The organism is Cupriavidus sp. C1SS-2L, assembly GCF_057073735.1.
The window spans coordinates 134,878-160,628 of record NZ_CP172709.1 but is presented as its reverse complement, the minus strand read 5'-3'; the positions used below and the strand labels follow the sequence as shown (position 1 = coordinate 160,628).

General features: G+C 66.4%; 22 protein-coding genes. 6 read left to right on the top strand and 16 right to left on the bottom strand.

What is annotated here, in order from left to right:
* Nucleotides 1–217 precede the first annotated feature (217 nt).
* The 13 genes from ACIGJG_RS18475 to ACIGJG_RS18415 form a co-directional block, all read right to left on the bottom strand.
* Nucleotides 218–1,654 (bottom strand): MFS transporter, encoded by a 1,437-nt coding sequence (locus ACIGJG_RS18475; protein ID WP_181184470.1) that lies wholly within the window; start codon nucleotides 1,652–1,654, stop codon nucleotides 218–220.
* Between the two features lie 170 nt (nucleotides 1,655–1,824).
* Nucleotides 1,825–2,781, bottom strand: coding sequence for a PDR/VanB family oxidoreductase (locus tag ACIGJG_RS18470; RefSeq protein WP_483673721.1), 957 nt, complete (start codon nucleotides 2,779–2,781; stop codon nucleotides 1,825–1,827).
* Nucleotides 2,782–2,865: 84 nt separating this feature from the next.
* Nucleotides 2,866–3,840, bottom strand: a complete 975-nt coding sequence (locus tag ACIGJG_RS18465) for a VOC family protein (RefSeq protein ID WP_483673720.1) — start codon at nucleotides 3,838–3,840, stop codon at nucleotides 2,866–2,868.
* 22 nt (nucleotides 3,841–3,862) lie between these two features.
* The gene (locus ACIGJG_RS18460; RefSeq protein ID WP_011299702.1) at nucleotides 3,863–5,338 is read right to left on the bottom strand and encodes an aldehyde dehydrogenase; all 1,476 of its coding nucleotides are present in this window, start codon (nucleotides 5,336–5,338) and stop codon (nucleotides 3,863–3,865) included.
* Between the two features lie 63 nt (nucleotides 5,339–5,401).
* Complete coding sequence (locus ACIGJG_RS18455; protein WP_041680386.1) at nucleotides 5,402–6,202, bottom strand: aspartate dehydrogenase; 801 nt, start codon at nucleotides 6,200–6,202, stop codon at nucleotides 5,402–5,404.
* A gap of 18 nt (nucleotides 6,203–6,220) precedes the next feature.
* On the bottom strand, nucleotides 6,221–7,927 hold the full coding sequence (locus ACIGJG_RS18450) for a thiamine pyrophosphate-binding protein (protein ID WP_011299700.1): 1,707 nt from the start codon (nucleotides 7,925–7,927) through the stop codon (nucleotides 6,221–6,223).
* Nucleotides 7,920–8,723 (bottom strand): SDR family oxidoreductase, encoded by an 804-nt coding sequence (locus tag ACIGJG_RS18445; protein WP_140950995.1) that lies wholly within the window; start codon nucleotides 8,721–8,723, stop codon nucleotides 7,920–7,922. Before ACIGJG_RS18445 ends, ACIGJG_RS18450 begins: the two co-directional genes overlap by 8 nt.
* Nucleotides 8,724–8,728: 5 nt before the next feature.
* Nucleotides 8,729–9,586 carry an IclR family transcriptional regulator gene (locus ACIGJG_RS18440; protein ID WP_011299698.1) on the bottom strand — a complete coding sequence of 286 codons (858 nt, stop codon included), beginning with the start codon at nucleotides 9,584–9,586 and terminating at the stop codon, nucleotides 8,729–8,731.
* A 46-nt stretch (nucleotides 9,587–9,632) separates the two neighbouring features.
* A complete protein-coding gene (locus tag ACIGJG_RS18435) occupies nucleotides 9,633–10,169 on the bottom strand; it encodes a cupin domain-containing protein (RefSeq protein ID WP_011299697.1) in 537 nt (178 codons plus the stop codon).
* A gap of 40 nt (nucleotides 10,170–10,209) precedes the next feature.
* Nucleotides 10,210–10,980 carry an SDR family oxidoreductase gene (locus ACIGJG_RS18430; protein ID WP_483673719.1) on the bottom strand — a complete coding sequence of 257 codons (771 nt, stop codon included), beginning with the start codon at nucleotides 10,978–10,980 and terminating at the stop codon, nucleotides 10,210–10,212.
* Nucleotides 10,973–12,040 (bottom strand): aromatic ring-hydroxylating dioxygenase subunit alpha, encoded by a 1,068-nt coding sequence (locus ACIGJG_RS18425; protein ID WP_220630485.1) that lies wholly within the window; start codon nucleotides 12,038–12,040, stop codon nucleotides 10,973–10,975. Before ACIGJG_RS18425 ends, ACIGJG_RS18430 begins: the two co-directional genes overlap by 8 nt.
* 48 nt (nucleotides 12,041–12,088) lie before the next feature.
* The gene (locus tag ACIGJG_RS18420) at nucleotides 12,089–12,394 is read right to left on the bottom strand and encodes a recombinase-like helix-turn-helix domain-containing protein (protein ID WP_483673718.1); all 306 of its coding nucleotides are present in this window, start codon (nucleotides 12,392–12,394) and stop codon (nucleotides 12,089–12,091) included.
* Nucleotides 12,395–12,606: 212 nt separating this feature from the next.
* Complete coding sequence (locus ACIGJG_RS18415) at nucleotides 12,607–13,497, bottom strand: alpha/beta fold hydrolase (protein ID WP_140950993.1); 891 nt, start codon at nucleotides 13,495–13,497, stop codon at nucleotides 12,607–12,609.
* Nucleotides 13,498–14,001: 504 nt separating this feature from the next.
* On the opposite strand from ACIGJG_RS18415, the gene ACIGJG_RS18410 reads away from it, so the two are divergent.
* Nucleotides 14,002–15,093, top strand: coding sequence for a porin (locus tag ACIGJG_RS18410; RefSeq protein ID WP_140950992.1), 1,092 nt, complete (start codon nucleotides 14,002–14,004; stop codon nucleotides 15,091–15,093).
* 178 nt (nucleotides 15,094–15,271) lie between these two features.
* Nucleotides 15,272–16,264 (top strand): Bug family tripartite tricarboxylate transporter substrate binding protein, encoded by a 993-nt coding sequence (locus ACIGJG_RS18405; RefSeq protein WP_011299691.1) that lies wholly within the window; start codon nucleotides 15,272–15,274, stop codon nucleotides 16,262–16,264.
* Between the two features lie 78 nt (nucleotides 16,265–16,342).
* On the opposite strand, the gene ACIGJG_RS18400 is transcribed toward ACIGJG_RS18405, so the two are convergent.
* Nucleotides 16,343–17,923, bottom strand: a complete 1,581-nt coding sequence (locus tag ACIGJG_RS18400) for a fatty acid--CoA ligase (protein ID WP_011299690.1) — start codon at nucleotides 17,921–17,923, stop codon at nucleotides 16,343–16,345.
* Between the two features lie 81 nt (nucleotides 17,924–18,004).
* Nucleotides 18,005–18,790: an SDR family NAD(P)-dependent oxidoreductase gene (locus tag ACIGJG_RS18395; RefSeq protein ID WP_220630488.1), complete on the bottom strand. Its 786-nt coding sequence runs from the start codon at nucleotides 18,788–18,790 to the stop codon at nucleotides 18,005–18,007.
* 282 nt (nucleotides 18,791–19,072) lie between these two features.
* Between ACIGJG_RS18395 and ACIGJG_RS18390 the strand changes: the two genes are divergently transcribed.
* Both ACIGJG_RS18390 and ACIGJG_RS18385 read left to right on the top strand, forming a co-directional pair.
* On the top strand, nucleotides 19,073–21,361 hold the full coding sequence (locus tag ACIGJG_RS18390; protein ID WP_140950990.1) for a mechanosensitive ion channel family protein: 2,289 nt from the start codon (nucleotides 19,073–19,075) through the stop codon (nucleotides 21,359–21,361).
* A 394-nt stretch (nucleotides 21,362–21,755) separates the two neighbouring features.
* On the top strand, nucleotides 21,756–22,937 hold the full coding sequence (locus ACIGJG_RS18385) for a helix-turn-helix transcriptional regulator (protein WP_220630490.1): 1,182 nt from the start codon (nucleotides 21,756–21,758) through the stop codon (nucleotides 22,935–22,937).
* 75 nt (nucleotides 22,938–23,012) lie between these two features.
* On the opposite strand, the gene ACIGJG_RS18380 is transcribed toward ACIGJG_RS18385, so the two are convergent.
* The gene (locus tag ACIGJG_RS18380; RefSeq protein ID WP_011299686.1) at nucleotides 23,013–23,906 is read right to left on the bottom strand and encodes a LysR family transcriptional regulator; all 894 of its coding nucleotides are present in this window, start codon (nucleotides 23,904–23,906) and stop codon (nucleotides 23,013–23,015) included.
* A gap of 101 nt (nucleotides 23,907–24,007) precedes the next feature.
* On the opposite strand from ACIGJG_RS18380, the gene ACIGJG_RS18375 reads away from it, so the two are divergent.
* Together ACIGJG_RS18375 and ACIGJG_RS18370 are read left to right on the top strand one after the other, a co-directional pair.
* On the top strand, nucleotides 24,008–25,231 hold the full coding sequence (locus ACIGJG_RS18375; RefSeq protein ID WP_140949812.1) for a CaiB/BaiF CoA transferase family protein: 1,224 nt from the start codon (nucleotides 24,008–24,010) through the stop codon (nucleotides 25,229–25,231).
* Nucleotides 25,228–25,695 (top strand): MaoC family dehydratase, encoded by a 468-nt coding sequence (locus ACIGJG_RS18370; protein ID WP_011299684.1) that lies wholly within the window; start codon nucleotides 25,228–25,230, stop codon nucleotides 25,693–25,695. Before ACIGJG_RS18375 ends, ACIGJG_RS18370 begins: the two co-directional genes overlap by 4 nt.
* Nucleotides 25,696–25,751: the final 56 nt, after the last annotated feature.

The window sequence follows — 25,751 nt, the reverse complement described above, 5'->3', positions numbered from 1 at the left end:
TCCTAAAATGGCGAGAAGGCTTGCCGCAACTCAGTCACGCCGATTCCCTCAATGAAGCTGCCATGAGCAGCTGTCAGAATCCGGCACGCAAGTGCGCCCTGGCATCTTCCGCATGGCCGCTTCTGGCTGAAGCGGCCTCTCGATTTCCCCGGATGTCTCAGATGGGGCCGCTGTGAGACCAACAGCCCGCCTGTAGATTGCCGACGAAACCACAAACTCAAACCTCCAACTCCTCCAACACCTGCCCCTTCGTCTCAATCCCCAAAAAGTGCACCGTAATCGCCGCCAAAAACGGCACAGCCGCCAGCGAAAGAAACGCACCGCTGAGATCGCCGCTGCCGATAGTGCTGGCGATCAGCGACGGAGCAAAGATGGCAGCGAGCTTCAACCAAGCCCCACCAAGCCCACACCCCATAGCCCGCACACTGGTCGGATACAGCTCAGGCGTATAGACATAAGCCGTAATAAACCCGCTAGCCAGGAACCCCATAGCCAGCGCACACAGCGTCGCCACAACATAGACGTTCGACGCATGAAACACCCCCGCCAGCACCAGCGACAGCGCACACAGCAGGAACGACACATTGATCACCGGCTTGCGGCCAACCTTGTCCACAATCATCGCGCACACCAACGAGCCCACCACACCCAGCACTGAAGCGCCAGCAGCCAGATTCAGCGCGAGTTGCAGCGGTGCGTGATACACGGTCTTGTAGACCGTCGGCAGCCAGGTCGACAAGCCATACTGAATGAACCCGCAGGTTGCCCACAGCATCCACACCGCCAGCGTGCGGCCGATATAGGCCTTGCTGACCAGGTCACGGACACGGCGACGCGGATGATGGGTCATCGCATCAAAGGCACTGGTATCGCCCACCGGCGGCAGCGGCGTGCGGGCACGCGCTTCGAACGCACGCAGCGCGCTGTCCGCTTCTTCCATCCGCCCCTTCTCCGCCAGCCAGCGCGGCGACTCCGGAACCACGCGGCGCAGGATGAAGAACAGCACCAGCGGCACGCCGCCGAGGAAGTACATCACCTCCCAGCCGTAGTGCGGCACCAGCCAGGCGCCCACACCGTTGGAAACCATCAGGCCGATCGGGAACACGACTTCATACAGCAGCACGAAGCGCCCACGGCCATGCGCACGCGTGACTTCGTTGATGTAGGTGGCCGCCACCGGCAACTCGCCGCCGAGACCCAGACCCTGCACGATGCGCAGCACTGCGAAGATCTCGAAAGACGGCGCAAAGCCGCACGCAATGCTCATCAAACCGATGATGCCCGCACTCCATCCAATCGAACGCAGCCGGCCGAAACGCTCGGCCAGCGCCGGGAACACCAGCGCGCCGACGAGCTGGCCCACCGAGGGCGCAGCAATCAGGAAGCCGATCTGGCCCGGCGTGAGCGACCACTTGGCGATCAGCAGCGGCAGCGTGGCCGCGATGGCGATGACGTCGAAACCGTCGAAGAATGTCGCGAGGCCGATCAGCAGCCGCGCGCGGATATGCATGGCATTGCCCGGCATGCGCTCGATGCGGGCGATGATGTTGCCTCGTGTGACGCCACCCGCGCTACCTGCGGCACTGGTGCTGCGGCTGTCGGCAAAGCCGGCGGCGCCTTCGGCAGCGGTCACGATACTGGCGCTGGCCGCCATTTGCGCGCCGGGGGACGCGGTGTCTTGTCTCTGTGTCAGCACGGTGCTTCTCTTCTAATACTTTGGGGGGCAGTCAGCCATCGCGCCGCGGCACGGAGGGCTTCGGTTGCGCGCTCGGGCGCACGGTGAAGCGCCGGCGAGGCTGGCAGGCCTCGCCGTCGGGCGTGGACTTACAGGTCCAGCACCAGCCGGCTGCCCTTGCAGCCGGACACGCAGACCATCATGGTCTTGTTGGAGGCGCGCTCGCTGTTGCTGAGCACGCTGTCGCGGTGGTCGGGGCAGCCTTCCAGCACAGCGGTCTCGCACGAACCGCACACGCCTTCGCGGCAGCTGTGCTCGACGTCCAGGCCGGCTTCGAGCAGTGCGTCGAGCAGCGACTTGCCCGACGGCACCTTGACGAGGGAGCCCGTGCGCGACAGCTGCACGACGTATTCGCCTTCCTGCACCGACTCGGTCGACGGATCGGCGGCGAAGCGTTCGATGTGGACGTTCGGATAGCCGTGCGCCTCGCACGCGGCTTCGAACGCATTGAGCATCGGGCCGGGGCCGCAGCAGTACAGGTGCGTCTGCGCGTCCTGGCCGGCCAGCATGGCCTTCATGTCGGGCGGAGCACCGGCTTCGTCGTCGAAGTGGAAACGCACCGCGTCGCCATACGCCGACAGCGAATCGACGAACGCCGCTTCGGCGCGCGTGCGGGCGCAGTACAGCAGCGTGAACGAACGGCCCAGCTCGGCCAGGCGGCGTGCCATGCAGACGATCGGCGTGACGCCGATGCCGCCGGCGACGAGCACGGTGTGCGCGGCGCTTTCATCGAGTTCGAAGTTGTTGCGCGGCGCGCTGACGGTCAGCGTGGCGCCGACGCGCAGTTGCTCATGCACGTAGCGCGAGCCGCCGCGGCTGTTGCGGTCCTGCAGGACACCCACGGTGTAGCGGTCGCGGACTTCCGGCGCGCCGCACAGCGAGTAGCTGCGGACCAGGCCATTGCCGAGGTGCAGGTCGATATGGGCGCCCGGACCGTATTCGGGCAGCGTGGCCCCGTCGGGATCTTGCAGCTCGAGGCTGACAATGCCGCGCGCTTCGTAGCGCATGGCCTGGACTCGCATCGTCAGGGTCTTGTGGGCACTCATGTGTCTTCCTTCTGTTTCCTTGGCGCGCCGCGCACAATACAGCGCGGCGCTACTAGCCTGGTCTTGCGCTCGCGTTCAGCGAGTTCAGCGCTTCTCGGTCAGGAACTTGCCTGCCGGGCCGCCAGCGTTCTTCTGGCGGCGCGTGTTGCCGTCGATGCCGCCCTCGATCGCCCATTCGGCGAACATGGTCGGGCCCGGCTCGAACGCGCGCGGTTCCCAGTGCTCGTCGAGCTGGTCTTCGTCGGCGTAGTACTCGATCAAGCCGCCGGCCGGATTCTTGAAGTACCAAAAGTAAGCCGACGAGATCGGGTGACGGCCGGGGCCGAGTTGCGTGTCCCAGCCCTTGCGCGACATGTGCATGCCGCCGCCGAAGACTTCGTGCAGATCGCGCACGGTGAACGCCACGTGGTTGATGCCGGCCTTCGGTTCCGGCAACTGCAGCAGGAACAGGTCGTGGTGACCGCCTTCGGCTGCGCAACGCAGGAAAGCGCCGCGGTCCGGGTAGCGGTCGGACGGCACGAAGCCGAACTTCTCGACGTAGAAGCGCTCGGTAGCCTTCACGTCCTTGACGAAGAACACCACGTGGCCGACTTCGATCGGCACGGCGCGTTCGTAGATCGGGCTGCGCTGGTTCAGGCGCGGCTTGTCGTTCCACGTGTTCATCAGCGCGCATTCGACCTGCACGTCATGCTTGCGCGTGACCTGGAAACGCACGGCCAGGCCGTTCGGATCGGTGCAGCCGATGCGCAGCGTGTCGCCCTCGCCCAGCTTCACGAAGCCGGGCGCGTCCGCGATGGCGTCCGCGATGTGGTCCAGCGATGCCTGCGTCTCCACGCCCCATACCACTTCGCGCAGCGTCGGGCCGGCCTCGATCGCGGGCGGCAGCGTGGCGTCGTCGATGCGGCGCACCAGCACGCGGCAGCCGTTGAGCGTTTCGAAGTCCAGGCCTTGCGCGTCGTCGCGCTTGATGGTCAGGCCCCAGTCGCTGAAAAAGCCGCGGCAGGCGTCAAAGTCATCCGCGCCGTAGACGATTTCGTCGATTCCCAATACCTTGATCATGTTGTGCTCCAGCTTGCGGGGCTCAGTTGGCCCACGGCAGCGGTTGTTCGTTCAGGCCCCAGTACACGCTTTTCTGCTCCATGTACTGCAGGATGCCCAGCCTTCCCTTCTCGCGGCCGAGACCGCTGTCGCGCCAGCCGCCGAACGGCGCGGAAATGGAAAACTGCTTGTAGGTGTTGATCCACACATTGCCGGCTTGCACGGCCCGTGCCACGCGCCAGGCGCGCTTGTAGTCACGCGTCCAGATGCCGGCCGCCAGCGCGTAGACGCTGTCGTTGGCCTGCTCGATCAGGTCGTCCTCGTCATCGAACGGGATGGCCACCAGCACCGGCCCGAAGATTTCTTCCTGGGCGATGCGGGCGTGGTTGTCCAGGCCTTCGATGATGGTAGGTGTATAGAAGTAGCCGTTGGGCAGGCCCGCCACGTCCGGACGCAGGCCACCGGTCCGCAACTGGCCGCCGTCCTGCACGCCCATGGCGACGTAGGATTCGATCGAGTCACGGTGGCGGTCGGTGATCAGCGGGCCCATCTGGGTGCGCTCATCGGCCGGATCGCCCACGCGCAAATGCGCGGCACCGGCGGCCAGGCGCTCGATGAACGGCTCGTACTGCGAGCGCGCCACGAACAGGCGCGAACCGGCGATGCACGATTCGCCCGACGAACTGAAGATGCCGTACAGCACGCCGTTCACCGCGTGATCCAGGTCGGCGTCGTCGAACACCATGGTCGGCGACTTGCCACCCAGTTCCAGCGACACCGGCATCATCTTGTCGGCGGCGATGTGCGCGATGTGCTTGCCAGTGGTGGTGCCGCCCGTGAACGACACGCGGCGCACCAGCGGATGCTTGGTGATGGCGTCCCCGATCACCGAGCCCTTGCCGGGCAGCACGCTGATCAGGCCCTTCGGCACGCCGGCCTCGTCGCAGATGCGTGCGAGTTCCAGCGCCATCAGCGGCGTGACTTCGGCGGGCTTGACCACCACGGCGTTGCCGGCAGCCAGCGCGGGCGCCATCTTCTGCGCTTCGCTGGCGATCGGCGAGTTCCACGGCGTGATGGCGGCCACCACGCCCATCGGCTCGTACACGCTCATGGTCAGGCACTCGCCGCGTTGCGGCGTGATCTGCTCTTCCAGCGTTTCGCAGGCAGCGGCGAAGAACTGGAACGTGCTGGCGGCGCTGGCGACGAGCGCGCGCGTTTCGCTGATCGGCTTGCCGTTGTCCAGGCGCTGGCGCTGCGCGAGCGGCTCGGCCTGCGCGCGGATCAGCTCGGCCACGCGGTACAGCACGGCGGCGCGCTCGTGCGGCTTGCGCCGGGCCCAGCCGCTGGTCTCGAACGCGCGCTGCGCGCCCTGCACCGCTTCTTCGACGTCCGCGAGGCTCGCGGCGTTGAGTTCGGCCACCACTTCACCGGTGGCCGGGTAGCGCGTCGCGTAGCGGTCGCCGGTCCCCAGGCGCCATTCGCCTGCGATACAGATGGGGAGTACTTCTTGCGTCTTCATTGTCGTTGCCTGCTTGGTCTGTGGGGGCCGGCTGGTTCGGGTGAGATGCGGATCAGCTGCGGGTCAGATCGATACCGCGTGCGCCCGGTTGCCCAGTGCGCGCACCACGCTGAACACCGTTAGCGCCGAAGTCTTGGGGTTGGCCGCGAGCGGCTTGCCGCGCATGGTCAGCTCGAAGCCGCCGAACGCGCCACGTGCTTCGATGTGGTGGACGTTCTCCACGGCATTCGGGTCGGCCAGCAGCCGCACCGAAGTGCGATCCAGCCCGAGGCCGGCCAGCGATACCGTGGCCGCCACGTTGGCGTTCTTCGGGTACAGGCGGGCCGCGTCGCGCGCGGTGCCTTCGAAGATCACCGTGGGCTCGGTCAGGGCTTCCAGGTCGAACAGCTCGGCGGCCGGCGTGCCGGTCCAGGCGCGCGCCGGCTTGCGGCCGGTGTAGATGACCTCGTCGAGGCCGCCCACACGTGCCGCGGCCAGCGCGTCGATCGCACCGATCGCGCCGGACAGCAGTTGCACTTGCGTGTTGCCGCGGCGCGCGGCGGCTTCCAGCCGCTCGACCAGGCCCGGCTCGGACAGCGCGCCGACCGACACCACCATGCACGGGATGCCGCGCTCGAGCGCCGGCACGATGTGCTCTTCGAGCGCCTGGTGGCCCGCGCACTCGACCAGCAGGTCGGGGCGCTGACCGTCGAGGCCCGTGGCCACACGGACGTTGGGCGCGAGCGCGGACAGCGCGCTGCGTGCCTCATCCATCTGGCCTTCCGGCACGATCACCACGTCGAACGCGACATCGGGATCCGCCTTCAGCAGCTCCAGCACGCCACGGCCGATCGCGCCGCATCCCACCATGGACACATGCAGCATGGACATCTCCCTTATCCCTCAGGCGGTCGTAGCCGGCGCAGCAATCGGCGCCTGCTTGTTCACCGGCGGGCCGGCAAACACGGTCTTGAAGCTGCCGATCGACAGCATGTCGATTTCCAGCAGGAACGGACCAGTCTCGGCCGTGGCTTCCTGCAGCGCGGCGCCGATGTCGTCCAGGCTGCTGACGCGGCGGTGGCGCAGCGACAGCGACTGGCACAGTTGCGCATAGTCGGGCGTGTGCAGGTCGACATAGTGCCGACGGCCGCCGTACTGCGCGTCCTGGATGTTCTTGATCACGCCATAGCCCTTGTCGTTCATCAGCACGATGACCATGTCGGCGCGTTCCTGCACGGCCGTGGCCAGCTCGCCGAGGTTCAGGATGAAGCCGCCGTCGCCAGCCAGCGTGAAGGTCTTCTTGCCCGAAGCCGTGGCCGCCGCACCGACTGCAGCGCCGATACCCATGGCCAAGCCCTGGCCGATGCCGCCGCCCAGCGCATGCACGCCGGCACGCGAATCAAAAATCTGCAGGTGGCGGTTGCCCCAGGTGCTGTTCGACACGGTCACGTCGCGCACCCAGTTGAAGTTGCGGCCCACGGCCTGCTGCAGTGCCTGCACCAGTGCCGAGTACGGGCCCAGGCCGTCAATCAGCGCGTTGACCGCGGTGTCGTGCGCGCGGCGCAGGTCATCGGCGAAGGTCGGGTCGATCTGCATGCGGCCTTCGAGGCGGTCAGCCAGGGCGTCCAGCGCCAGGGCAGCGTCGCCGCTGACAAAGTAATCGCTCTGGTAGCAGCGGCCTTCCGAAGCGGGATCGGCATCGATGCGCAGCAGCGGGCGCGGCAGCTTCAGTTCGTACTTCAGCGTTTCATTGCCACGCAGGCGCGAGCCGACCACGAGCATCGCGTCGCAGCTTTGGTAGAATTGCTCGACCGGCTTGTGCAGGTTGTAGGCGCCCAGCGAACGCGGATCGTCTTCCGCGACGATGCCGCGGCCTTGCGTGCTGGTGACCACGCCGAAGCCCAGGTCCAGCAGGCGCTTGACCTGCTTGCTGGCGTGGCGAGCGCCACCGCCCAGCCACAGCATCGGGCGCTTAGCGTTGGCGAGGCGCTCGGCCAGCGCGTCGATGGCGTGCGCCGACGGCTGGTGCTGCGGCACCGGCAGCGGCTTGAGGTCGACGGGCATGTCGATCAGCGCGGCCTGGATGTCGATGGGGATCTCGACGCTGACCGGGCCGGTCGGCGCCGTCAGCGCGGTCTGCACGGCCAGCTTGATCGTGCTGATCGCGGTGTCGGCGCTGCGCACGCGGAAGGCGGCCTTCGACACGGCCTTCAGCATGGTCAGCTGGTCCGGTGCTTCGTGGATGTACGCCAGGCTCTGATCCAGGTATGGCGTTTCGATCTGGCCGGTGATGTGCAGCATCGGTGTGCCGGCGGTCAGCGCTTCGACCATGGCGCCGGCGGCATTGCCCGCGGCGGTGCCGGTGCTGGTCAGGCACACGCCCAGGCCGCCCGTGGTACGGGCGCAGGCGTCAGCCATATTGGTGCCGCCCGCTTCGCCGCGTGCCGGCACGAAGCGGATGTGGCCGCGCTCGCCCATGGCGTCGAGGATCGGCATGTTGTGGATCGAGATCACGCCAAAGGCTGCCTTGACGCCGCACTGCTCGAGAAACGCCGTGATGGCACAGCCCACGGTGACTTGCTGTTGTTCGTACTGTTGTTGATTAGGCATGACGGGAGTGTCCTCCGGAGATATCAATATGGCTGCCCGTGGTGTACGAAGACAACGGCGAGGCAAGGAACAGGATGGCGCGGGCTGCCTCGACGGGCAGGCCCAGGCGGCCAAGGGGAATATGTTTCTGCTGGGCCAGGCGCGCGGTCCATGCGGCCCAGTCCAGGTTGCGGTCTTCTTCGGGGCGCGCATCGAAGCGGCGGCGCCACTGACCCGATTCGACCAGTCCGATCAGGATGCCGTTGACGCGGACACCCTTCGGGGCGAACTCGGTGGCCATCGAACGCACCAGGTTCAGCACGCCGGCACGCGCGGCGGAGGTGGCGACCATGTGCGGCTCAGGCTGCTGCGCGAGCAGCGAGTTCACGCAGACGATGGCGCCCTGCCCCGATTGCTCGAGCTGCGGCAGGAATGCGCGCGTCGGGTGGATCACCGAGAAGAACTTGAGCTGCAGTTCTTCCATCCACGCAGCATCTTCCGTGTTCGCAAAGGTCGACACGCGGCCCTGGCCGGCGTTGTTGACCAGCATGTCGACGTTGCCGAGCGTGCTTTGCACGTTGGCGGCAAACGCTGCGACCTGTTCGGGCTTGAGCACGTCGCACGTGGCGGCATAGAGCCGGCAGTTGGGGAACCTCTCGCGCAGTTGCGCTTCGGCGCTGCGCAGGCGGCTTTCGTCGCGGCCGCACATGGCCACGGCGGCGCCCGCTTCGAGCAGCAGTTCGACGGTCGCCAGCCCGATGCCGGAGGACCCGCCTGTGACGACGGCAACCTTGCCGTCGAGTTCAATCATGGACATTGTCCTCACTCCCGATACAGATTCACTACCTTGCCGCCGCTGCTTTTCAGCGCGGGCCGGTAGTCCAGCAGGCGCGACAATTCGCCCGCGGTTTCCCTGACTTTTTCCACCATCGAGTCCAGCTGCGCGGGATCGATATGCGCGGCCGGAATGGTCGCGCCCAGCGCCGCCACCACCTTGCGGGTGCGGTCACGCACCGGCGCGGCGATGGTGGAGATGCTCGACTCGAAGAAGCCTTCATGCAGCACATAGCCGCGCTCGCGGTCGTGCTGCACGAGTTCGTACAGCGCGTCCACGCTGGCCGGCGTGCGCTCGGAGAAAGCCTCGAGCCGCGGCTCCGGATACAGCGCGCGCAGTTCGTCGAGCGACAGGTCTTCGAGCAGCACGCGGCCAAGTACGGTCGCGTGCGCCGGCAGACGGGTGCCTACGTTCACGGTGCTCGCGAACGGGCGCGGCGACACGGCCTTGGCCACGTACACGATCGAGCGGCCGTCGCGCACCACGAGGTTGCACGGATAGCCGATCTCGTCGCGCAGGCGCTCCAGCAGCGGGCGGCCCAGTTCGGTCAGCTCCAGCGAAGCCAGGTATTCGAAGCCCAGCCGCAGCACGGCCATGCCCAGGCGGAAGTCCCGGCCACCCTCGGCACGCTCGACGAAGCCGAGCATTTCGAGCGTGGTCAGCAGGCGGAACACCGTCGAGCGCGGCACCTGAAGGCGGCGCGCCAGTTCGGCCGCGGAAATCGCGCGGTCCTTGCTGTTGAACTCGCCGAGCAGGCGCAGGCCGCGCTCGAGGCCCGGGACGATGTACTTGTCCGGGAACTCGGCGGTGCTTTGCGTGGCGGTGGCGGGTTGCAGGGCGGTCATGGCCTGGGTACCTGGTGATGGCGCAGTGTGCGGTTGGGCGCAGGCATCAGCGCTTGATCTTCGAGAGCGGATGCTCGGGCGGGTACGTCGGCGTGATGGGCTTCTTGGCGCCCAGCATCACGCACATCAGCGCGTCTTCGTCGCCGATGTTGATTTCCTCGCGGTACACGCCCGGCGGCACCGACACCAGGTCGCGGTCGGTCAGGATGGTCTCGAAGCGCTCCCCGTCCTTTTCCAGGATCAGCTTGATCTTTCCGCGCATCACAAAGAACACCTCTTCCACGTCGGTGTGGATGTGCATCGGGCCTTCATGGCCGGCGGGGATGATCATGGTCGAGAACGTGAAGTTCTCCGACGGCACGGTGTTGGTGTCGGCAGCCACGCCAGTACCGCCGGTACCGAGGTAGCGCATCTGCGCACGGCGGTACTTCGGGTCGTAGTCGGCCTGGAACTTCAGCGCGTCCCAGTCGTACTTGCGCGTGGAGAAGCGCGCCACGCGGCTTTCCATCCACTGGTCGAACGACGCGCCGTCCGGTTGTTCCCACGAACGCTTGATATTGGCTGGTTGAGACAGATCGCTCATTTGGATTCCTTCTGTTTCAGTAGATCGTTAGATCAGTGGATCAGTGCATGACAAAGCCGCCGTTGACCGCCAGCGTCTGGCCGGTCACGAAACGGGCGAGGTCGGACAGTGCGAACAGCACCGCGCCGCAGACATCGTCGGGCAGTTGCTCGCGCTGGATGGCGCGCTGCTCGCGATACAGGTCGTGCCGGTGCTGCGGCACGTATTCGGTGGCTTCCACCAGCGTCAGGCCCGGCGCCACCGCGTTGACGGTGATCTGGTCGCGGCCCAGTTCGCGCGCCAGCGAGCGCGTCATGCCAATGATGGCGCTCTTGCTCGCCACATAGGCCAGCAGGTTCGGCGCGCCCCACAGCGGCGTGTCGGAAGCCAGGTTGATCACGGCGCCGCGGCCGCTGGCCTTCAGGGCCGGCAGGCAGGCCGTGGTCATCAGCCAGGTGCCGCGCACGTTGACGTTCATCACGCGGTCCCAGGTGGCGACGTCGATGGCGCTGGCGTCACGGCCGCCGGAATCGGTCACGGCTGCGTTGTTGACCAGGCCATCCAGACCGCCGAGGCCCTTGATGGCGGCATCGGCACAGGCCTGCACGGAAGCCGGGTCGGACAGGTCCACCGGCACGGCCACCACCTTGAATCCGCGAGCACGCAGTGCGTCGGCTTCCTGCTGCAGGCGATCGGCCAGGATGTCGGCCATGGCCACTGCGGCGCCGGCTTCAGTGAGCGACTTGACGAAGGCCAGGCCCAGTCCGCGTGCGGCGCCGGTGACCAGCACCTTGCGCCCGGCCAGCAGGCCGTTGTTGTTGGTCTCAGGCATGGTTCGCCACCCCGCCGGCAGCCTTGAGCATGGCGACCGGCTCATCGGCAATCTCTTGCTCGGCGCGGCGCTTCAGCAGACGGCGCACGCGCGTGATGCCGGCGTCGTGCTGGTACAGCATTTCGTGGTCGCGCGCCTGCGGCGCCATCGATTCGAGCACCACGCGGTCTTGCTCGAGCACGTCCCAGTGCAGCTGCTCCAGGCGGTTGCGGTACAGGAAGCGCCACGCATCGCGCTGCCAGCCCTGCACGTGGCGGGTACGCCAGAAGAACACCATGCAGTGGTCTTCATCGACCGGCGTGGCCATGCCAACGATGCCGAACGGGCCGCCGGGGCCGACCTTGTCGCGGTACGGAATCGCCAGGCGCAGCCACAGCGTGCCGGTCTCGCCGAATTCGACCCAGTCGAAATTCACGCCGCGCTGGCCGACCTTTTCGAAGATCAAGCCATGGTCGGTTTCGCGGATCTGCATCGTGGCCGACTTCTCGCCGCAGGCCATCGAGTGCGACACGGCGTGCAGGTAGGCGCCGTGCATCGGGTCCATGACGTTGTCGATCGCGTAGCGGTAGTTGCAGTCCCAGTGCGCGACGCACAGGAAGTGGCTGTGTTCTTCGCTGACCAGTTCTTCCGGCAGGCGCAGCACGTCAGGGCTGCCCTCGCCTTCTTGCGGGGCCTGGTCGCCGAACCACAGGAAGATCGCGCCGGCCTGTTCCTGCACCGGGTAGCTGCGCACGCAGGTGCGGCCTTCCAGCGGGCAGCTGTCCACGGCCGGCACGCTCTTGACCTGGCCGTCACCGCCGACTTCCACGCCGTGGTACCAGCAGGCAACGCGGTCACCGAGGTTCCAGCCCATCGACAGGCGTGCGCCGCGGTGCGGGCAGCGGTCTTCCAGCGCGTGGACCTGGCCGGCGTTGTCGCGCCACAGCACGATGTTCTGGCTCAGGCGGGTAATGCCGATCGGGGCGTGCGTCACCGCCCACGAGGCAGCGACCGGGTACCAGTAGTTGCGCAGGCCGCTGTTCAGGCGGGCTTCGGCGCGGGCTTGCTTGTTCGATTCCATGTTTCTCTCGCTCGGGGCTCTGTGCTTGTCGGTCGGGGCGGGCTGCGGTCAGGCGCCCAGCCGGCGCAGTTCGGCCAGCAAGCGCTCTTCGGTCCAGACCTGGCCGTCGAGGCACAGGAAGTCCGTGGCATTGAAGGCGCGAACGATGTCGGCCGGCGTTTGCGCGCCGCCTTCGAACGCGGCTTCGAGCGCGTCGCCGAGCTTGTTCTCGTAGGCCGAGGGAGCATCAGCGCGGGTCTGCCAGATGATGTTGGCAACCTTGCCCGGCTGTTCGATGTGGCCCTTGCCCGCGACGTTGTTCGGGGCCGGACGCTCCCAGGGGACCAGGTTGGGGTTGTACGAGAGGCTATCCATTGCGCTTTGCTCCATTTCTGCCTGCGTGGGGACCCGTTTCATCACGCTGTGATCCCGGTTCGGGTCACGCTGCGTTTGTTTTACTATTGAAACGCTGGTTTAGATATTGAACACAGGTACGACTATAGACAACGATCGTTTAAAAATTGACTAGGGTTAACCCGCGAAATGCGGAATGTGCTGCCGGGGCGGCGCGCCCCGGCACAGAAAGGCTATCGATTGGCCGCAGGCAGGGCGCTGCGGATCAGGCGTGCCGTGGCGGCGGCCTGGTCGATATAGCAGGCATGGCCGGCATCGGGCACCGGATCGAACGGCAGGTTGAAGCGCTCGGCCAGCATGCCGCACGCGACCGGCGTGGTGACGATGTCCTGGCTCCCGCAGCCAATGCGTGCCGGCACTGACGCCGGACGCCTTGCCAGATAGGCATCGATATCGTCGCCACACAGCATGGCCACCGCCTGCCGGTAGCCGTCCGCACGCAGGCGGCGCATATTCCAGCGCACCCACGCCTGGGCTCCGGCGTCGGCACCGCCGCTCAGCAATCGTCCGGGGCCGCGTTCGGCCAGCCCTTCGACGCCGAGCGATGCCAGCGCATCCAGTCGCTGGCGCGCGACTTCGCGTGACTTGTCCTCCTTGCCCGGAGCGCCGTATCCCTGAGCCACGCTCAGCAGCAGCAACTGCGCGGGCAGTCCTGCCTCATCGGCCTCGGCCACATAGGCCGCCGCCATCAGCGCGCCGAGCGAGTGGCCGACGATCAGGTCGGGCCGCACACCCAGGGTACGCAGCCATTCACGCAGGCGCTGCGCATAGTCCGCCGCCTTGGGCTCCGCCTGTGCCAGAGGCGTGGAGTCACCGTAGCCGGGCGCATCCCACGCAAGCACGCGCGCATGCGCGGCCAGCAGGCTTGCGCATGGCAACCAGGACGGCGCGCCGGAACTGATGCCGTGTAGCAGCACAATCACCGGACCGACGTTGCCGCCGCTGCGGTAGGACACCTGGGCACCGCCGCCGACCTGCGCTACACGTTGCGCAAACCCGCTGTCCAACGCCGCAAGCATGGCTTGTGACGGTGGACACCCTTCTTGATAGTCATTTTGTTCCATATATAAAACTCAAGTTTGCGAATGAAACCTTTTGACTATAGAAGCTCGCTTGCGGCAAGAGGATCAGGGTTAACGATAGGTCGCCGATGCTTGCCGTCGGGACGCGCCGGCGCGGTGCATGCACCGACACCAGGCGACGGAGCGTCGGCCAGTACCTTCAATTGTCTGCAAAGTCTTTGCTGGCGCGACTTGCGCATTCGGAACCTTGCACGGGGGTCCGCCGCAAGCGCGGCATTGCAGTCGCATCCCGATTCCGGCCATGCACCGGCCGTGTGCAGCCTCTGGCGTCCGCGGCGCGTCGTACCGCGACCTCACTAGGGATAACCCTCCTCACTCCTCTCGAAAAGCCCGGCTATATTTCGCTCAACGTTTCTTAGGTTGTTTGATGTTTTACCTATAAAACGTAAAAGAGGCTGTAAATGCATTTACGGAGGCTTGCAGCAGCCGGTCCCAGGACAGACGAGCCAGAACGATTAGAAGACGGAACAAAGAAGGAAACGGTAGATGAAACTTGCACGAATCGCTGCGGGCCTGCTCGCAGCCTCCCCCCTGCTGGCCTCGGCCCAATCGGTGACGCTTTATGGCGTGGTCGATACGGGTGTCGAGTATGTGAGCAACGTTGGCGCCAACGGCTACGGCCTGACCCGCGTGCCCAACAACACCGCGACCGTCCCTTCGCGCTGGGGCCTGCGCGGGACCGAGGACCTCGGTGGCGGGCTGAAGAGCATCTTCGTGCTGGAATCGGGCTTTGCGCCCGATACGGGCAGCGCCAACCAGGGCGGCCGCCTGTTCGGCCGCCAGGCGTTGGTCGGCCTGTCGAACCAGTACGGCCAGCTTTCGTTCGGCCGCCAGTACACGATGCTGTTCTGGGCCACGCTGGACAGCGACATCCTTGGCCCCAACGTCTACGGCTCGGGCTCGCTGGACAGTTACCTGCCTAACACGCGTGCCGATAATGCAGTCTCGTACAAGGGCACCTTCGGCGGCTTCACGGTCGGCGCCACTTACAGCTTCGGCCGCGACGCGGTCAACGCCGGCCCGAGCCCGGCCGGGACCAACTGCGCCGGCGAAAACCCGGCCGACAAGAAGGCCTGCCGCGAATGGTCGGCCATGGTCCAGTACGCGACCAACTGGTGGGGCGTGCACACCGCCTATGACTCGCAGCGCGGCGGCCCCGGCGCGTTCGCCGGCTTGACCAACAGCAACCTGACCGACGACCGTCTGTCGGTGGGCGGCTACATGATCCTGTCGCGCACCAAGCTTGGTGCCGGCTGGCTGCGCCGCGACAACGAAGGCAGCGCGACCCGCATCAGCGATCTGTACTACGCCGGCGCGTCCTACGACATCACGCCGGCGATCAACCTGGCTGGCCAGGTGTACTACCTGAACTACCACGGCAGCGACAACAAGGCGTGGCTGTACGCCCTGCGCGGCACGTACGCGTTCAGCAAGCGCACGTCGGTGTACGCGACCGCCGGCTTCATCGACAACGGCGGCCAGCTCGCCGCGTCGGTCAGCGGCGGCTCGCCGGGGTCGAACCCGAAGCCCGGTGCGAACCAGTTCGGCACCATGCTGGGCATCAAGCACATCTTCTAAGAGACGTACGCAACGCGGCTGGCTGGCGCGATCCCCGGCCGCCGCGCTCCATGGCGATACATCCCCTGGCACGACACAGTCCCGCGGCACTCCGGCCCGCGGCTGCCCTGAAGCACTCAATTGCCATCGTCCGCGCGCATGTTCCGATGCGCGGGACACCAGTTTTCAGAGGTCCACCATGAAGTCTGCACGTCGCAAAGTCCTTGCCACCGTCATCGCGGCAGGCGCTGCCGCCATGTTTGCCGGCGTCCCCGCGCTGGCCCAGGGCGAATATCCGAACAAGCCGATCACCATCGTGGTCGCCTACCCCGCCGGCGGCGATGTCGACGTGCTGGCGCGCATGTTCGCCGAGAAGCTGGCGCCGCGCCTGAAGCAATCGGTCGTGGTCGAAAACCGCACCGGCGCGGCCGGCACCATCGGCAGCGCGTACGTGTCGCGCGCCAACCCGGACGGCTACACACTGCTGCTTGCGCCCAACACCGTGGCCATCGCCCCGCTCGTGCTGAAGCCCGGTACCGGCGCCAGCTACGACGTGCAGCGCGATTTCACGCCGATCTCGCAGATCGGCACGCAATCGCTGTTCGTCGTGGTGAACAAGGGCACGGGCATCACCAAGGTCAGCGACCTGGTGGCCCGCGTCAAGGCGGGCAAGGTGGAAACCTATGCCACGCCGGGCAATGGTTCGCCGATGCACATCATGGGCGAGCTGTTCAACAAGTCGGCCGGCGTCAAGATCAACCAGGTGCCCTACCGCGGTCTGGCACCGGCGATCGTCGACGTACTTGGCGGACAGGTGCCGGTGACTTTCGTCACGTATGGCGCCGTGTCCCAGTATGTCGGCAATGGCACCCTGGTGCCGATCGGCGTGGCCGACTCGAAGCGTTCGCCGTTCGCGCCGAATGTCCCGACGCTGGCCGAGCAGGGCTACAAAGACGTGGAGATCGGCGCCTGGCAGGCGCTGCTCGGCCCCAAGGGCATGCCGCCTGAACTGGTGCGCACGCTCAACGGCCACGTCAACGAGATCCTGAAGATGCCTGACGTGGTGTCGCGCATGGCCACCATTGCTGTCACGCCGTCCGGCGGCGAGCCGGCCGTGCTGCAGAAGCTGCTGGCAGCCGATACGGCGCGCTACACGAAGATCGTCAAGGAATTCGGCATCCAGGCCGACTGAGCGATACCGCAGCCGCAGATGGAAAAAGGGCCCGGTTCCGCGAGGAACCGGGCCCTTCTTGCTGGTGCCGCCAGCCGGTCAGTTGACCTGCCGGCCCATGCCGTCCCAGAACGGCTCGCGCAGCTTGCGGCGCAGCAGCTTGCCGGACGGGTTGCGCGGCAAGGCATCGACGAAGTCAATGCTCTTCGGAACCTTGAACCCCGCCAGACGCTGGCGCGTCCACGCGACGATGCTTTCGCGATCGGCAGCCTGCCCTGCCTTGAGCACGACGATGGCCTTGACCGCCTCGCCCCATTTCTCGTCGGGCACGCCGATCACGGCGACGTCGGCGACGATCGGATGGCCATAGATGGCGCTCTCGACCTCAGCCGGATAGACGTTCTCGCCGCCGCTGATGATCATGTCCTTGACGCGGTCATGGATGTAGAGATAGCCCTCCGCATCGAGATAGCCCGCGTCACCAGTGCGCAGCCAGCCATCGGCGTCGATCGTGCGCGCGGTCTCTTCGGGTTGCTTCCAGTAGCCGGACATATTGTGCGCGGAGCGGACCACGACCTCCCCGACTTCACCGGGCGCCAGTTCGCGGCCTTCGTAGTCGACCACCTTCAGTTCCACGCCTGGCAGCGGCTTGCCTGCGGCGCGCATGCGCGGCACTTCTTCGGTCGTATGGTCCTCGGGCGGCAGCGCCACCACGGTGCCCGTGGTTTCGGTCATGCCGTACTGCTGCACGAAGCCGCAGCCGAAGACTTCAATGCCTTCGCGCAACAGCGCCGCCGGAATAGGCGCCGCACCGTACAGCAGGTACTTCAGGCGCGAATAGTCGACCGATCGCGCGCGCGGATCGCGCAACACGATCTGCATCGCCGCCGGCACCATGAACAGCTTGCTGATGCGCTCGTACTCGATGAAGTCGAGCACCGCGCGCGGATCGAACTCTCTCGCCACCACGCCCTTGGCACCCGACAGCAGGTTGCGCAGGCCCCAGCCTGAGCCGCCGATATGCGCGACCGGCATCGCCACCAGCGAGATATCGTCCGCGGTCCAGTGCGACCAGGGAATCGATTCGCGCTCGCTGACCTCGGTGCCAATGGTCAGGTTGCGGTGGGTCAGCATGGCGCCCTTAGGTCGCCCCGTGGTACCCGAGGTGTAGAGCTGCAGCACGACATCATGCGCGTCGGGCTGGTGATCGGGCAGCGTGGCCGGATGCGCATCACGCCAGTCCGTGTAAACGGGCCAGTCCTGTGACCCGCCCGCTTCCATGGCGATGACCTGACGCACCATCGGCAGCGCGGGCAGCAAACCCTGCACCATCGCCGTTGACTCGGGACCGACGAACAGCATCACGGCATCGCAATGGCCGATGATGAATTCCACTTCGGGACCCGCCAGTCGCCAGCTTGCCGGCGTCATGACCGCGCCCATCTTTGCGGCGCCCAGCCACGCTTCGAAATAGTGGTCGCAGTTCTTGCCGATATAGCCGATACGATCGCCCGCGCGCACGCCGGCAGCCAGTAGCGCCTGCGCGACGCGGCTGGTATTGCGCTCGAACTCGGCGTAGCTCGTCTGCCGGCCTTCGAACGCGTAGGCCACGGCGTCGGGCCGGAGGCCTGCAAAGTGGCGCACCGCGTGAGGCAGCGTGGCCAGGTAGCTGAAATCCATCGACGTCTCCTCTTCTTATATGCAGAAACGGCCCGGCCAGGCCGGGCCGCAGCCGTCATCTGTGGATGCTTGCCGTTCCGATCAGCGCGGTGCCATGCGAATGGCGCCGTCCAGTCGCACGGACTCGCCATTGAAATAGCCGTTGCGGCACATCTCGACCGCGAGCGAGGCAAACTCTTCGGGCTGGCCCAGGCGCTTCGGGAACGGCACCGAGGCGCCCAGCGCGGCCTTGACGTTCTCGGGTGCGCCTTGCAGCAGCGGCGTGTTGAAGATGCCCGGCAGGATGGTGTTGACCCGGATACCTTCCCCGGAGAGATCGCGTGCGATCGGCAGCGTCATGCCAACCACGCCCGCCTTCGATGCCGAGTACGACGCCTGGCCGATCTGGCCGTCCTGCGCCGCCACCGAGGCGGTGCTGATGATCACGCCGCGGTCGCCGCTTGCAGTGTGGTCCAGCGTCAGCATGCCGGCCGCCGAGCGCGCGATGCAGCGGAACGTGCCGATCAGGTTGATCTGGACGATGCGTTCGAACGCGTCGGTCGGGAAGAACTTGATCTGCGACGGGTCTTCCTTCGAGCGCGACGCGGTCTTGATCGCGTTGCCGGTGCCCGCGCAGTTGACCAGGATGCGTTCCTGGCCGATGGCGGCGCGTGCCTTGGCAAAGCCGGCTTCGACTTCCGCTTCCGAGGTCACGTTGACCTGGCAAAACACGCCGCCCAGTTCGCGAGCCAGTGCTTCGCCCTTTTCGACATTGAGGTCAAACAGCGCGACGCGCACACCGTGCGCGGCCAGCGCGCGCGCCGTCGCCGCACCCAGGCCCGAAGCGCCGCCGGTCACGATAGCCGATACCGATGCATTAAGTTCCATTGCCGAGTTCCTTCCGTCTGTTTTTTGCAGGCCCGCGCCGCGCGAGCGGCAGGCCCGAAGTTGGTGTCTGAAACCGGCGCAGCACGGCGCCGGAGCGGGTTCGAGATTCGTGGATCGGGCCCTGACACGCATCGTCGGAAGCGACGAATGCACCGATGCGCCACTTTTTCCGCGCTGCGGCGGAACACAGAACCATCCGCATGCCAACTTGGGGACCGGCAAGGGGCCAATGCGCTACAGTGTCGCGCATGGACGGCCTGCCCATGACGCGGCTCCTGACCCATGCGCCCCTTCACCCCTGATGCCCGCTCGCTGCTGCTTGCTGCACTGCTGCTGCCGCTGATCCTGATACTGGTGCCCGGCCGGGCCGTGCATGCCGCGCCGGCAAACCCGCTGGCCGCCGCGATCAGGCAGGCCGATGCCCAGAATGCGCCAGCCAGTGCCCCGCTCGCCCAGTCGCTTGACCAGGTCATCGTCACGCTACAGGACGACACGCAGCGCAAAGCGCTGCTCGAACAACTGCAAGCACTGCGCAGTGGATTGAATGCCTCGGCGTCCGCACCGGTCGCGGCCGCCTCGTCGCCAGGACTGATCGGCGCCGTTGCGCAGGCACTCGATGAAGTCGATACGCATCTTCGCAAGGACCACGGCCCTTGGCACTACTGGCGCTGGCGTTCGCAGTTTGCCGCCGAGGAATGGCGGGACGGCGCGACGCTCCAAGGCACGCGTTCCGGTCTAGTTTCCCTGCGCGAGTTCGCCGCGGTCATCGGCGGCTGGGCGCTGTGCGGCTGGCTCTTGTGGGAAATCGGCCACCGCATCCGCGTGCGCCGCCGCATACGTGCCGAAACCACCGTCGCGCTGGTGCGCAAGCCGCGCGCCGGCTTGCCCGACGTGCCGTCCTGGATGGATGTCGGCATCTATATGCTGCGGCGCATCGGGCCGTGGATAGCCGCGTTCGGGCTCACGGTACTGCTCGCGTATCGTCATTACTCGCAGTCGCCGGCCAGCATGGCCGCCGTGATGGTGGCCCATGCCATCGTGGCCGGCGCCATCGCCAGCGCGGTCTGCCAGGTTATCTTCGCGCTGTTCCGCACCGCACATCGCCGCACGGCGGTACGCCAGTTGCTGGTGCACTCGCCGTGGCTGCTGTTCTGCACCGGCGCGCTGGCCGCACTCGGCAACAGCGCGACAGATCCCCGCATTACGACCACGCTCGGCACCAATCTGAGCGCCTTGATTTCGACAGGCGCCAACGTGGCAGCCGCGATCCTGATCGGCGTGTTCGCGCTGCGCTTCCGGCGCCAGGTGGGCCAGCTTATCGCGCAGCGTCCGCTCGAATTCCGCCAGTCGCATCCGGCCATGACGGACCTGCTGCGCCTGGCCGGCCAGGCCTGGCATCTGCCCGTGCTCGCCGTGGTCGTGGCATCGGTGATCGGCACCGTGCTGGCCGCCGGCCATGCCGATGTTTTCCTGCGCCGCACGGTGGCCTCGGTGTCGCTGTTCGTTGTCGCGCTGTTGCTGACATTGATCGCAGGCCGGTCCCCGAAGGCGAAGGTGCGTGCGCCGCGCATCCGCGACCGGCGGCGTTCCGCCTATCTGGAGCGCTTCGGCCGCTTCGCCATGGCGCTGGTGCGCGTGGTGATATGGATCTCCGTGATCGAACTGGGCACGCGCATCTGGGGGACGTCGGTGCTCCATCTGGTCGAAGCCTCGCCCGCGGGCCGGCACATTGCGGAGTCCGTGCTGAGCGTGACCGCCACAGTGCTGCTCGCGTGGCTGGTCTGGCTGCTGATCGACACGGCCATCACGCAGGCGCTGTCGCCTGCATACGGCCGGGCCGCGCAGCCCAGCATGCGCGCCAAGACCATCCTGCCGCTGGTGCGCAATGCGTCATTCGTGGCGCTGCTGGTCATCGCGATGATGGTGGTGCTGGCCAATCTCGGGGTCAATGTCACCCCGCTGCTCGCGGGTGCCGGCGTGGTCGGCCTGGCGATCGGGTTCGGCGCTCAGAGCCTGGTCCAGGACCTGATCACGGGGCTGTTCATCGTGATCGAGGACTCCATTGCCATTGGCGACTCCATCGAACTGCCCGACCATGCCGGCGTGGTCGAAGGCATGACCATCCGGACCGTCAAGCTGCGCGACGGCAAGGGCGCGCTGCACACGCTGCCGTACAGCCAGATCAAGGCTGTGAAGAACCTGTCCCGCGGGTATGGCTATGCGGTCTTCAACATTGGCATCGCCTACCAGAGCGACCTGGACCGCGCGCTGGAACTGATCCGGACCACCGGCGCCCAGATCGCGCACGACCACCGCTACTCCCACAAGCTGTTGTCCGGCCTGGACATCCTGGGCCTGGACCGCTTCGACCCGAGCGGCCCGGTGGTGCTGGCGCAGTTCAAGACCCGCCCGCTGATGCAGGCGGAAATCACGCGCGCGTTCAACGCCCTGCTCAAGCGGCAGTTCGACACCAACGGTATCCGCATGGCGTCGCCCAGCCTGACCATCCAGCTCGACGGCGGAACGGCCGGCGCGGCAAGCGTCGAAGCCGTCATGCCGCGTACTGAATGAGATTCTTAAATCACGCAGAAACGGGTACGTTGTCGCTTTTGAGAAACGCGGCTGTCACTTTGACGTCGAAATTTCTTCATGACTCGGTATAGCGCATTAACATCCGCGTTATGCAAGCGTCGACATATTGCCAATGCGGTCCCGCTGCGCTCGCTTGACTGAGCGCTAGCCCCCCAAGGCGGGGATAAATCGAACTGGATTGTTTGGCATGATTGCCGGCATGCAGCATGGACAATGCTTGCAGAGCATCTTGCACGCGGTACCGTCACGTTACGGTGCCGTGGCCACGGCGCGCACAAGAACGCCCGGGCACCACAGCAGCAAGGGAAACACAAAACAGCAGCCATCTTGAAATGGCGATCGGTAAAGGCGTTTGCCACCGGGGGAACTGAATATGGGCGAACACCCGACGACCGACGATGATTTTCATCGTCTGGTCGACTGCATCTACGAGTCCGCAATGGACGTGGCGGCCATGCCCGCCGCTCTGGACCTGTTTTCGCGCTACACAGCCACAGGCAGCCCGCGCTACCTGATCTGGGACAAGCTGTCCGGCCATGCCCGGCTCGGCGTCACCCCGCACGGCTGTTTCACGAGCGGCGTCAGCCTGCCCGACGGCGTCATCCCGCCATCGGATCCGGGCCAGCCGTCATACGCGGGGCCCGCACTAGCCATCGCCGGCGATGCAGAGCCCATGGCGGACAGCGTCGCGACAGCGGTTGCCGTCTCGCGCGACGGCGACGAACTCGAACAGGGCATCCGGCTGATCGACACCGCCGAGATCTGCGTACTCATGAGCGGCACCAGCACGGGACACAGCCATGTCAGCCGATCCGTACGCGAACGCCGGCTGGCCCATGTCATGCCGCACTGGGCGCGCGCCGCGCGCTTGCAGCAGCGCAACTTCGAGCTGAGCGGACTGGCTTCGCTGGGTCTGGCCGGACTCGACACGCTGGACTTCGGCGTGATGGTGCTGCAGGCGGACATGCGCGTGCGCTATGCCAACAGCTGGGCCGAGGCCCTGGTGCAGGCCGACAGCAACCTGTCGCTCGAACAAGGCCTGCTGCACGCGCGCGATCCATCGCTGCAGTCTGTGCTGCACGGACTGCTCGATGGCGCCGTGCGCGGCCGCGGTGCCGACGCGGCCTCGGGATCGTGGATGCACATCACCTCCGGCGGACAACCGGTGCCGATCATCGTCGTGCCGCTGGTGTCGCGCCAGCCCGTGGAAGGTCCCTGGCAGTTGCCGGCGGCGATGATGCTGCTAGGCAACTCGGAATCGCGGTCGGTGCTTGATGCGGCGGTGTTGACCTCATTGTTTGGGCTGTCGCGCAAGGAAAGCATTATTGCCATCCGGCTGGCTGCCGGTGAAACGCTTAACGAGATTGCTGAGCGGGAGTTCCTGTCGCCGCATACCGTGCGGGTGCATATCCGGGATACGTTGCGAAAAACCGGAACCCATCGGCAGTCGGAGTTGGTGAGGTTGTTGCACCTGTTGCCGGGGGTGAATCTAGTGCGGGCAGGAGCTATATCCGCTGCGCGGCCCAAGGGGGGGAGGCAAGGGAAAAGCAGGTGAGGATTGTCGCTCTTGGCCGGCGCTGGTGTTTCGCGGGCCAAGAGCGACACCCCAACCCCAACCCAAAGGCCCCTTTTAACCCCCCACCGCCTCCAACGCCGCCCCCAAAAACCTCTCCACCTGCCGATCCGCATCATCGGCCCGCGCCGCGAACGCAATCCCGATCCGCCCCGCCGGCCGCGGGCTGGAGAGCGGCAAAAACCGCACCCGCCGGTTCGCATACCGCGTCGCCACGCTAGGCACCAGTGCCACGCCAAGCCCACTCTCCACCAGACTGATAATGGTCTGGACCTGCACCGCCTCCTGCGCCACGCGCGGCACAAACCCGGCTTGCTGGCACAGCATCATTGACACCGCATGCAGGTTCGGCACCGCCGCCGCCGGATGCATGATGAACGGCTCGGCCGCGAGCGCCTTCAGCGGAATCGATTCCTCCTTCGCATGCGGGCTGTCCGCAGGCACGGCCGCGACGAAGACGTCGCTCTCCAGCGGTGTCAGCGTGTAGCCGCCGCTGCTCAGGATCGGGAAGCGCACCAGCCCGGCATCCAGCCGGTGCTTCTCGAGCTGGTCCAGGATGTTCGCGGTGGTGGATTCATGCAGCACTAGCTCGATCCCCGGGTGAGCGGCGCGGAAGGCGGGGATCAGCTTGGGCAGCAGCGCATAGGTCGCTGAACCGACAAAGCCGATCCGCAGCGCGCCGCGTTCGCCTTGCGCAGCCGCCATCGCCGCGGCGCGTGCCTGCCCCGCATGGAACAACGCGCGCCGCGCATCCTGCAGCGCTGCTTCTCCGGCCTGGGTCAGCCTCACGCCGCGCGGTGTTCTCACGAACAGCGCGGTGCCGAGCTGCTCTTCGAGCTTGCGGATGGAAATGGACAGCGGCGGCTGCGCCATGTGCAGGCGTTCGGCAGCCCGGTGGAAGTTGCCGGTCTCGGCCAGGGCAACGAACTGCTGGAGTTGACGCAGATCCATCTCGATATCCAGTGAATATCAGTTTCTAAAAAACTAATATTAGACCAGACATGTCCCGGTGATCTACGCTGTGCTCACAGTAAAGATCCGGAGACAGACGCATGCTGCCCTTAGCAGGCATCCGCGTGATCGACCTTTCCACGGTCGTGATGGGCCCCTACGCGAGCCAGTGGCTGGCCGACCTTGGCGCCGAGGTCATCAAGGTCGAGCCGCCCGAAGGCGACTCCACCCGGCGTACCGGCCCGGCCGCCGAAGCCGGCATGGCCGCCATCTTCCTCGGCGTGAACCGCAGCAAGAAGAGCATCGTGCTCGACCTGAAGCAGCCCGCCGCGCAGGAAGCGCTGGACCGCCTGCTGTCCGGCGCGGACGTGCTGATGCACAGCATGCGCCCGCAGAAGCTGGCCGCGCTGGGCCTGGCTCCGGCCAATGTGAAGGCACGCCATCCGCAACTGGTCTACGTGAGTCTGCTGGGCTTTGCCGAGGAAGGCCCGTACGGCGGACGCCCTGCCTACGACGACATCATCCAGGGACTTGCCGGCAACGCCGCGCTGATGGCGGCGCAGACCGGCAGCAGCCGCTATTTCCCGACCATTGCCGCCGACAAGACCAGCGGATTGGTGGCAGCGCTGTCAATATGCGCGGCACTGGCCGGCCGTGCGCGCGGCGACGGACAAGGCACGATGGTCGAGGTGCCGATGTTCGAATCGATGGTCGCGTTCAACCTGGTCGAGCACTTCTATGGCCGGCATTTCGAGCCGCCGCGTGGGGGCACCGGTTATCCGCGCGTGCTGGCGCCGCTGCGCCGCCCATACCAGAGCGCCGACGGCCATGTCTGCATGATGCCGTACACCGATGCCCACTGGCGCGACTTCTTCCGCGCCGCCGGCCGCCCCGAACTGGCCGCCGATGCGCGCTTCACCGATATCTCCGCGCGCACCGCGAACATCGAGACGCTGTACGAGATCACGGGCGAAATCGTGGGCGGGCACAGTACCGCGCATTGGCTGGAGCTATGCGAATCCCTGCAGATTCCGGTGGCACGGATCAACGAACTCGACGACCTGCCCGACGATCCGCACCTTCGCGCGACCGGCTTTTTCGAGCCGGTTGAAGATGCCGCGATGGGCACGCTGCGCTTTCCCGGTGCGCCGGTGCGCTTCGACGGCACGCGCGCGCCGATCGGCGTGCCGCCGCGCCTCGGCGAGCACACCGCGGAGCTGCTGGCGCAGGCCGGCCTGACACAGCAGGACATTGACGGGCTATATGCCACGGGCGCCGCCCGCGGTACTTCCGGCAGCAAGAACGACACCAAGGAGACAGCATGACGAAAAGCGACCTGCCGCGGCTCGGCCAGGGCTTCTACTGGCAGGACCTGAAGGAAGGCCAGGCCTTCCGGACTTTCCGCCGCACCGTCACCGAGACCGACCTCGTCAACTTCATCTCGGTCACCGGCATGGTCGAGGCCATCTTTATCGAGGACGGCTACGACGGCGGCGCGATCGGCGGGCGGCCGGTTCCGGGCGCGCTGACGTACACGCTGATCGAGGGCTTCATCCTGCAGACCATGATCCAGGGCACGGGGCTCGCGATGCTTGAACTCACGCAGCAGATCCTGGCTCCGGTTGTCGTCGGCGACACGGTATGGGCCACGGTCACGGTGACCGGCATCCGGCCGACGTCTCGCAGCGGCCGCGCAGTGGTCGATTCCGCGATCGAAGTCTTCAACCAGCGCAACGAGAAAGTCATGACGTACACGGCACGGCGACTGCTGGCAGGACGCGCCGACTGAAGCCTGCCGCGCCCGGCGGACCGCATTGGAATTGACCTGACGATTTCGTGGAGGAG

Excerpts from the sequence above, each read along its gene's own strand:
- ACIGJG_RS18475 (WP_181184470.1), bottom strand. The coding sequence starts at position 1,654 with ATGGCGGCCAGCGCCAGTATCGTGACCGCTGCCGAAGGCGCCGCCGGC.
- ACIGJG_RS18470 (WP_483673721.1), bottom strand. The coding sequence starts at position 2,781 with ATGAGTGCCCACAAGACCCTGACGATGCGAGTCCAGGCCATGCGCTAC.
- ACIGJG_RS18465 (WP_483673720.1), bottom strand. The coding sequence starts at position 3,840 with ATGATCAAGGTATTGGGAATCGACGAAATCGTCTACGGCGCGGATGAC.
- ACIGJG_RS18460 (WP_011299702.1), bottom strand. The coding sequence starts at position 5,338 with ATGAAGACGCAAGAAGTACTCCCCATCTGTATCGCAGGCGAATGGCGC.
- ACIGJG_RS18455 (WP_041680386.1), bottom strand. The coding sequence starts at position 6,202 with ATGCTGCATGTGTCCATGGTGGGATGCGGCGCGATCGGCCGTGGCGTG.
- ACIGJG_RS18450 (WP_011299700.1), bottom strand. The coding sequence starts at position 7,927 with ATGCCTAATCAACAACAGTACGAACAACAGCAAGTCACCGTGGGCTGT.
- ACIGJG_RS18445 (WP_140950995.1), bottom strand. The coding sequence starts at position 8,723 with ATGTCCATGATTGAACTCGACGGCAAGGTTGCCGTCGTCACAGGCGGG.
- ACIGJG_RS18440 (WP_011299698.1), bottom strand. The coding sequence starts at position 9,586 with ATGACCGCCCTGCAACCCGCCACCGCCACGCAAAGCACCGCCGAGTTC.
- ACIGJG_RS18435 (WP_011299697.1), bottom strand. The coding sequence starts at position 10,169 with ATGAGCGATCTGTCTCAACCAGCCAATATCAAGCGTTCGTGGGAACAA.
- ACIGJG_RS18430 (WP_483673719.1), bottom strand. The coding sequence starts at position 10,980 with ATGCCTGAGACCAACAACAACGGCCTGCTGGCCGGGCGCAAGGTGCTG.
- ACIGJG_RS18425 (WP_220630485.1), bottom strand. The coding sequence starts at position 12,040 with ATGGAATCGAACAAGCAAGCCCGCGCCGAAGCCCGCCTGAACAGCGGC.
- ACIGJG_RS18420 (WP_483673718.1), bottom strand. The coding sequence starts at position 12,394 with ATGGATAGCCTCTCGTACAACCCCAACCTGGTCCCCTGGGAGCGTCCG.
- ACIGJG_RS18415 (WP_140950993.1), bottom strand. The coding sequence starts at position 13,497 with ATGGAACAAAATGACTATCAAGAAGGGTGTCCACCGTCACAAGCCATG.
- ACIGJG_RS18410 (WP_140950992.1), top strand. The coding sequence starts at position 14,002 with ATGAAACTTGCACGAATCGCTGCGGGCCTGCTCGCAGCCTCCCCCCTG.
- ACIGJG_RS18405 (WP_011299691.1), top strand. The coding sequence starts at position 15,272 with ATGAAGTCTGCACGTCGCAAAGTCCTTGCCACCGTCATCGCGGCAGGC.
- ACIGJG_RS18400 (WP_011299690.1), bottom strand. The coding sequence starts at position 17,923 with ATGGATTTCAGCTACCTGGCCACGCTGCCTCACGCGGTGCGCCACTTT.
- ACIGJG_RS18395 (WP_220630488.1), bottom strand. The coding sequence starts at position 18,790 with ATGGAACTTAATGCATCGGTATCGGCTATCGTGACCGGCGGCGCTTCG.
- ACIGJG_RS18390 (WP_140950990.1), top strand. The coding sequence starts at position 19,073 with ATGCGCCCCTTCACCCCTGATGCCCGCTCGCTGCTGCTTGCTGCACTG.
- ACIGJG_RS18385 (WP_220630490.1), top strand. The coding sequence starts at position 21,756 with ATGGGCGAACACCCGACGACCGACGATGATTTTCATCGTCTGGTCGAC.
- ACIGJG_RS18380 (WP_011299686.1), bottom strand. The coding sequence starts at position 23,906 with ATGGATCTGCGTCAACTCCAGCAGTTCGTTGCCCTGGCCGAGACCGGC.
- ACIGJG_RS18375 (WP_140949812.1), top strand. The coding sequence starts at position 24,008 with ATGCTGCCCTTAGCAGGCATCCGCGTGATCGACCTTTCCACGGTCGTG.
- ACIGJG_RS18370 (WP_011299684.1), top strand. The coding sequence starts at position 25,228 with ATGACGAAAAGCGACCTGCCGCGGCTCGGCCAGGGCTTCTACTGGCAG.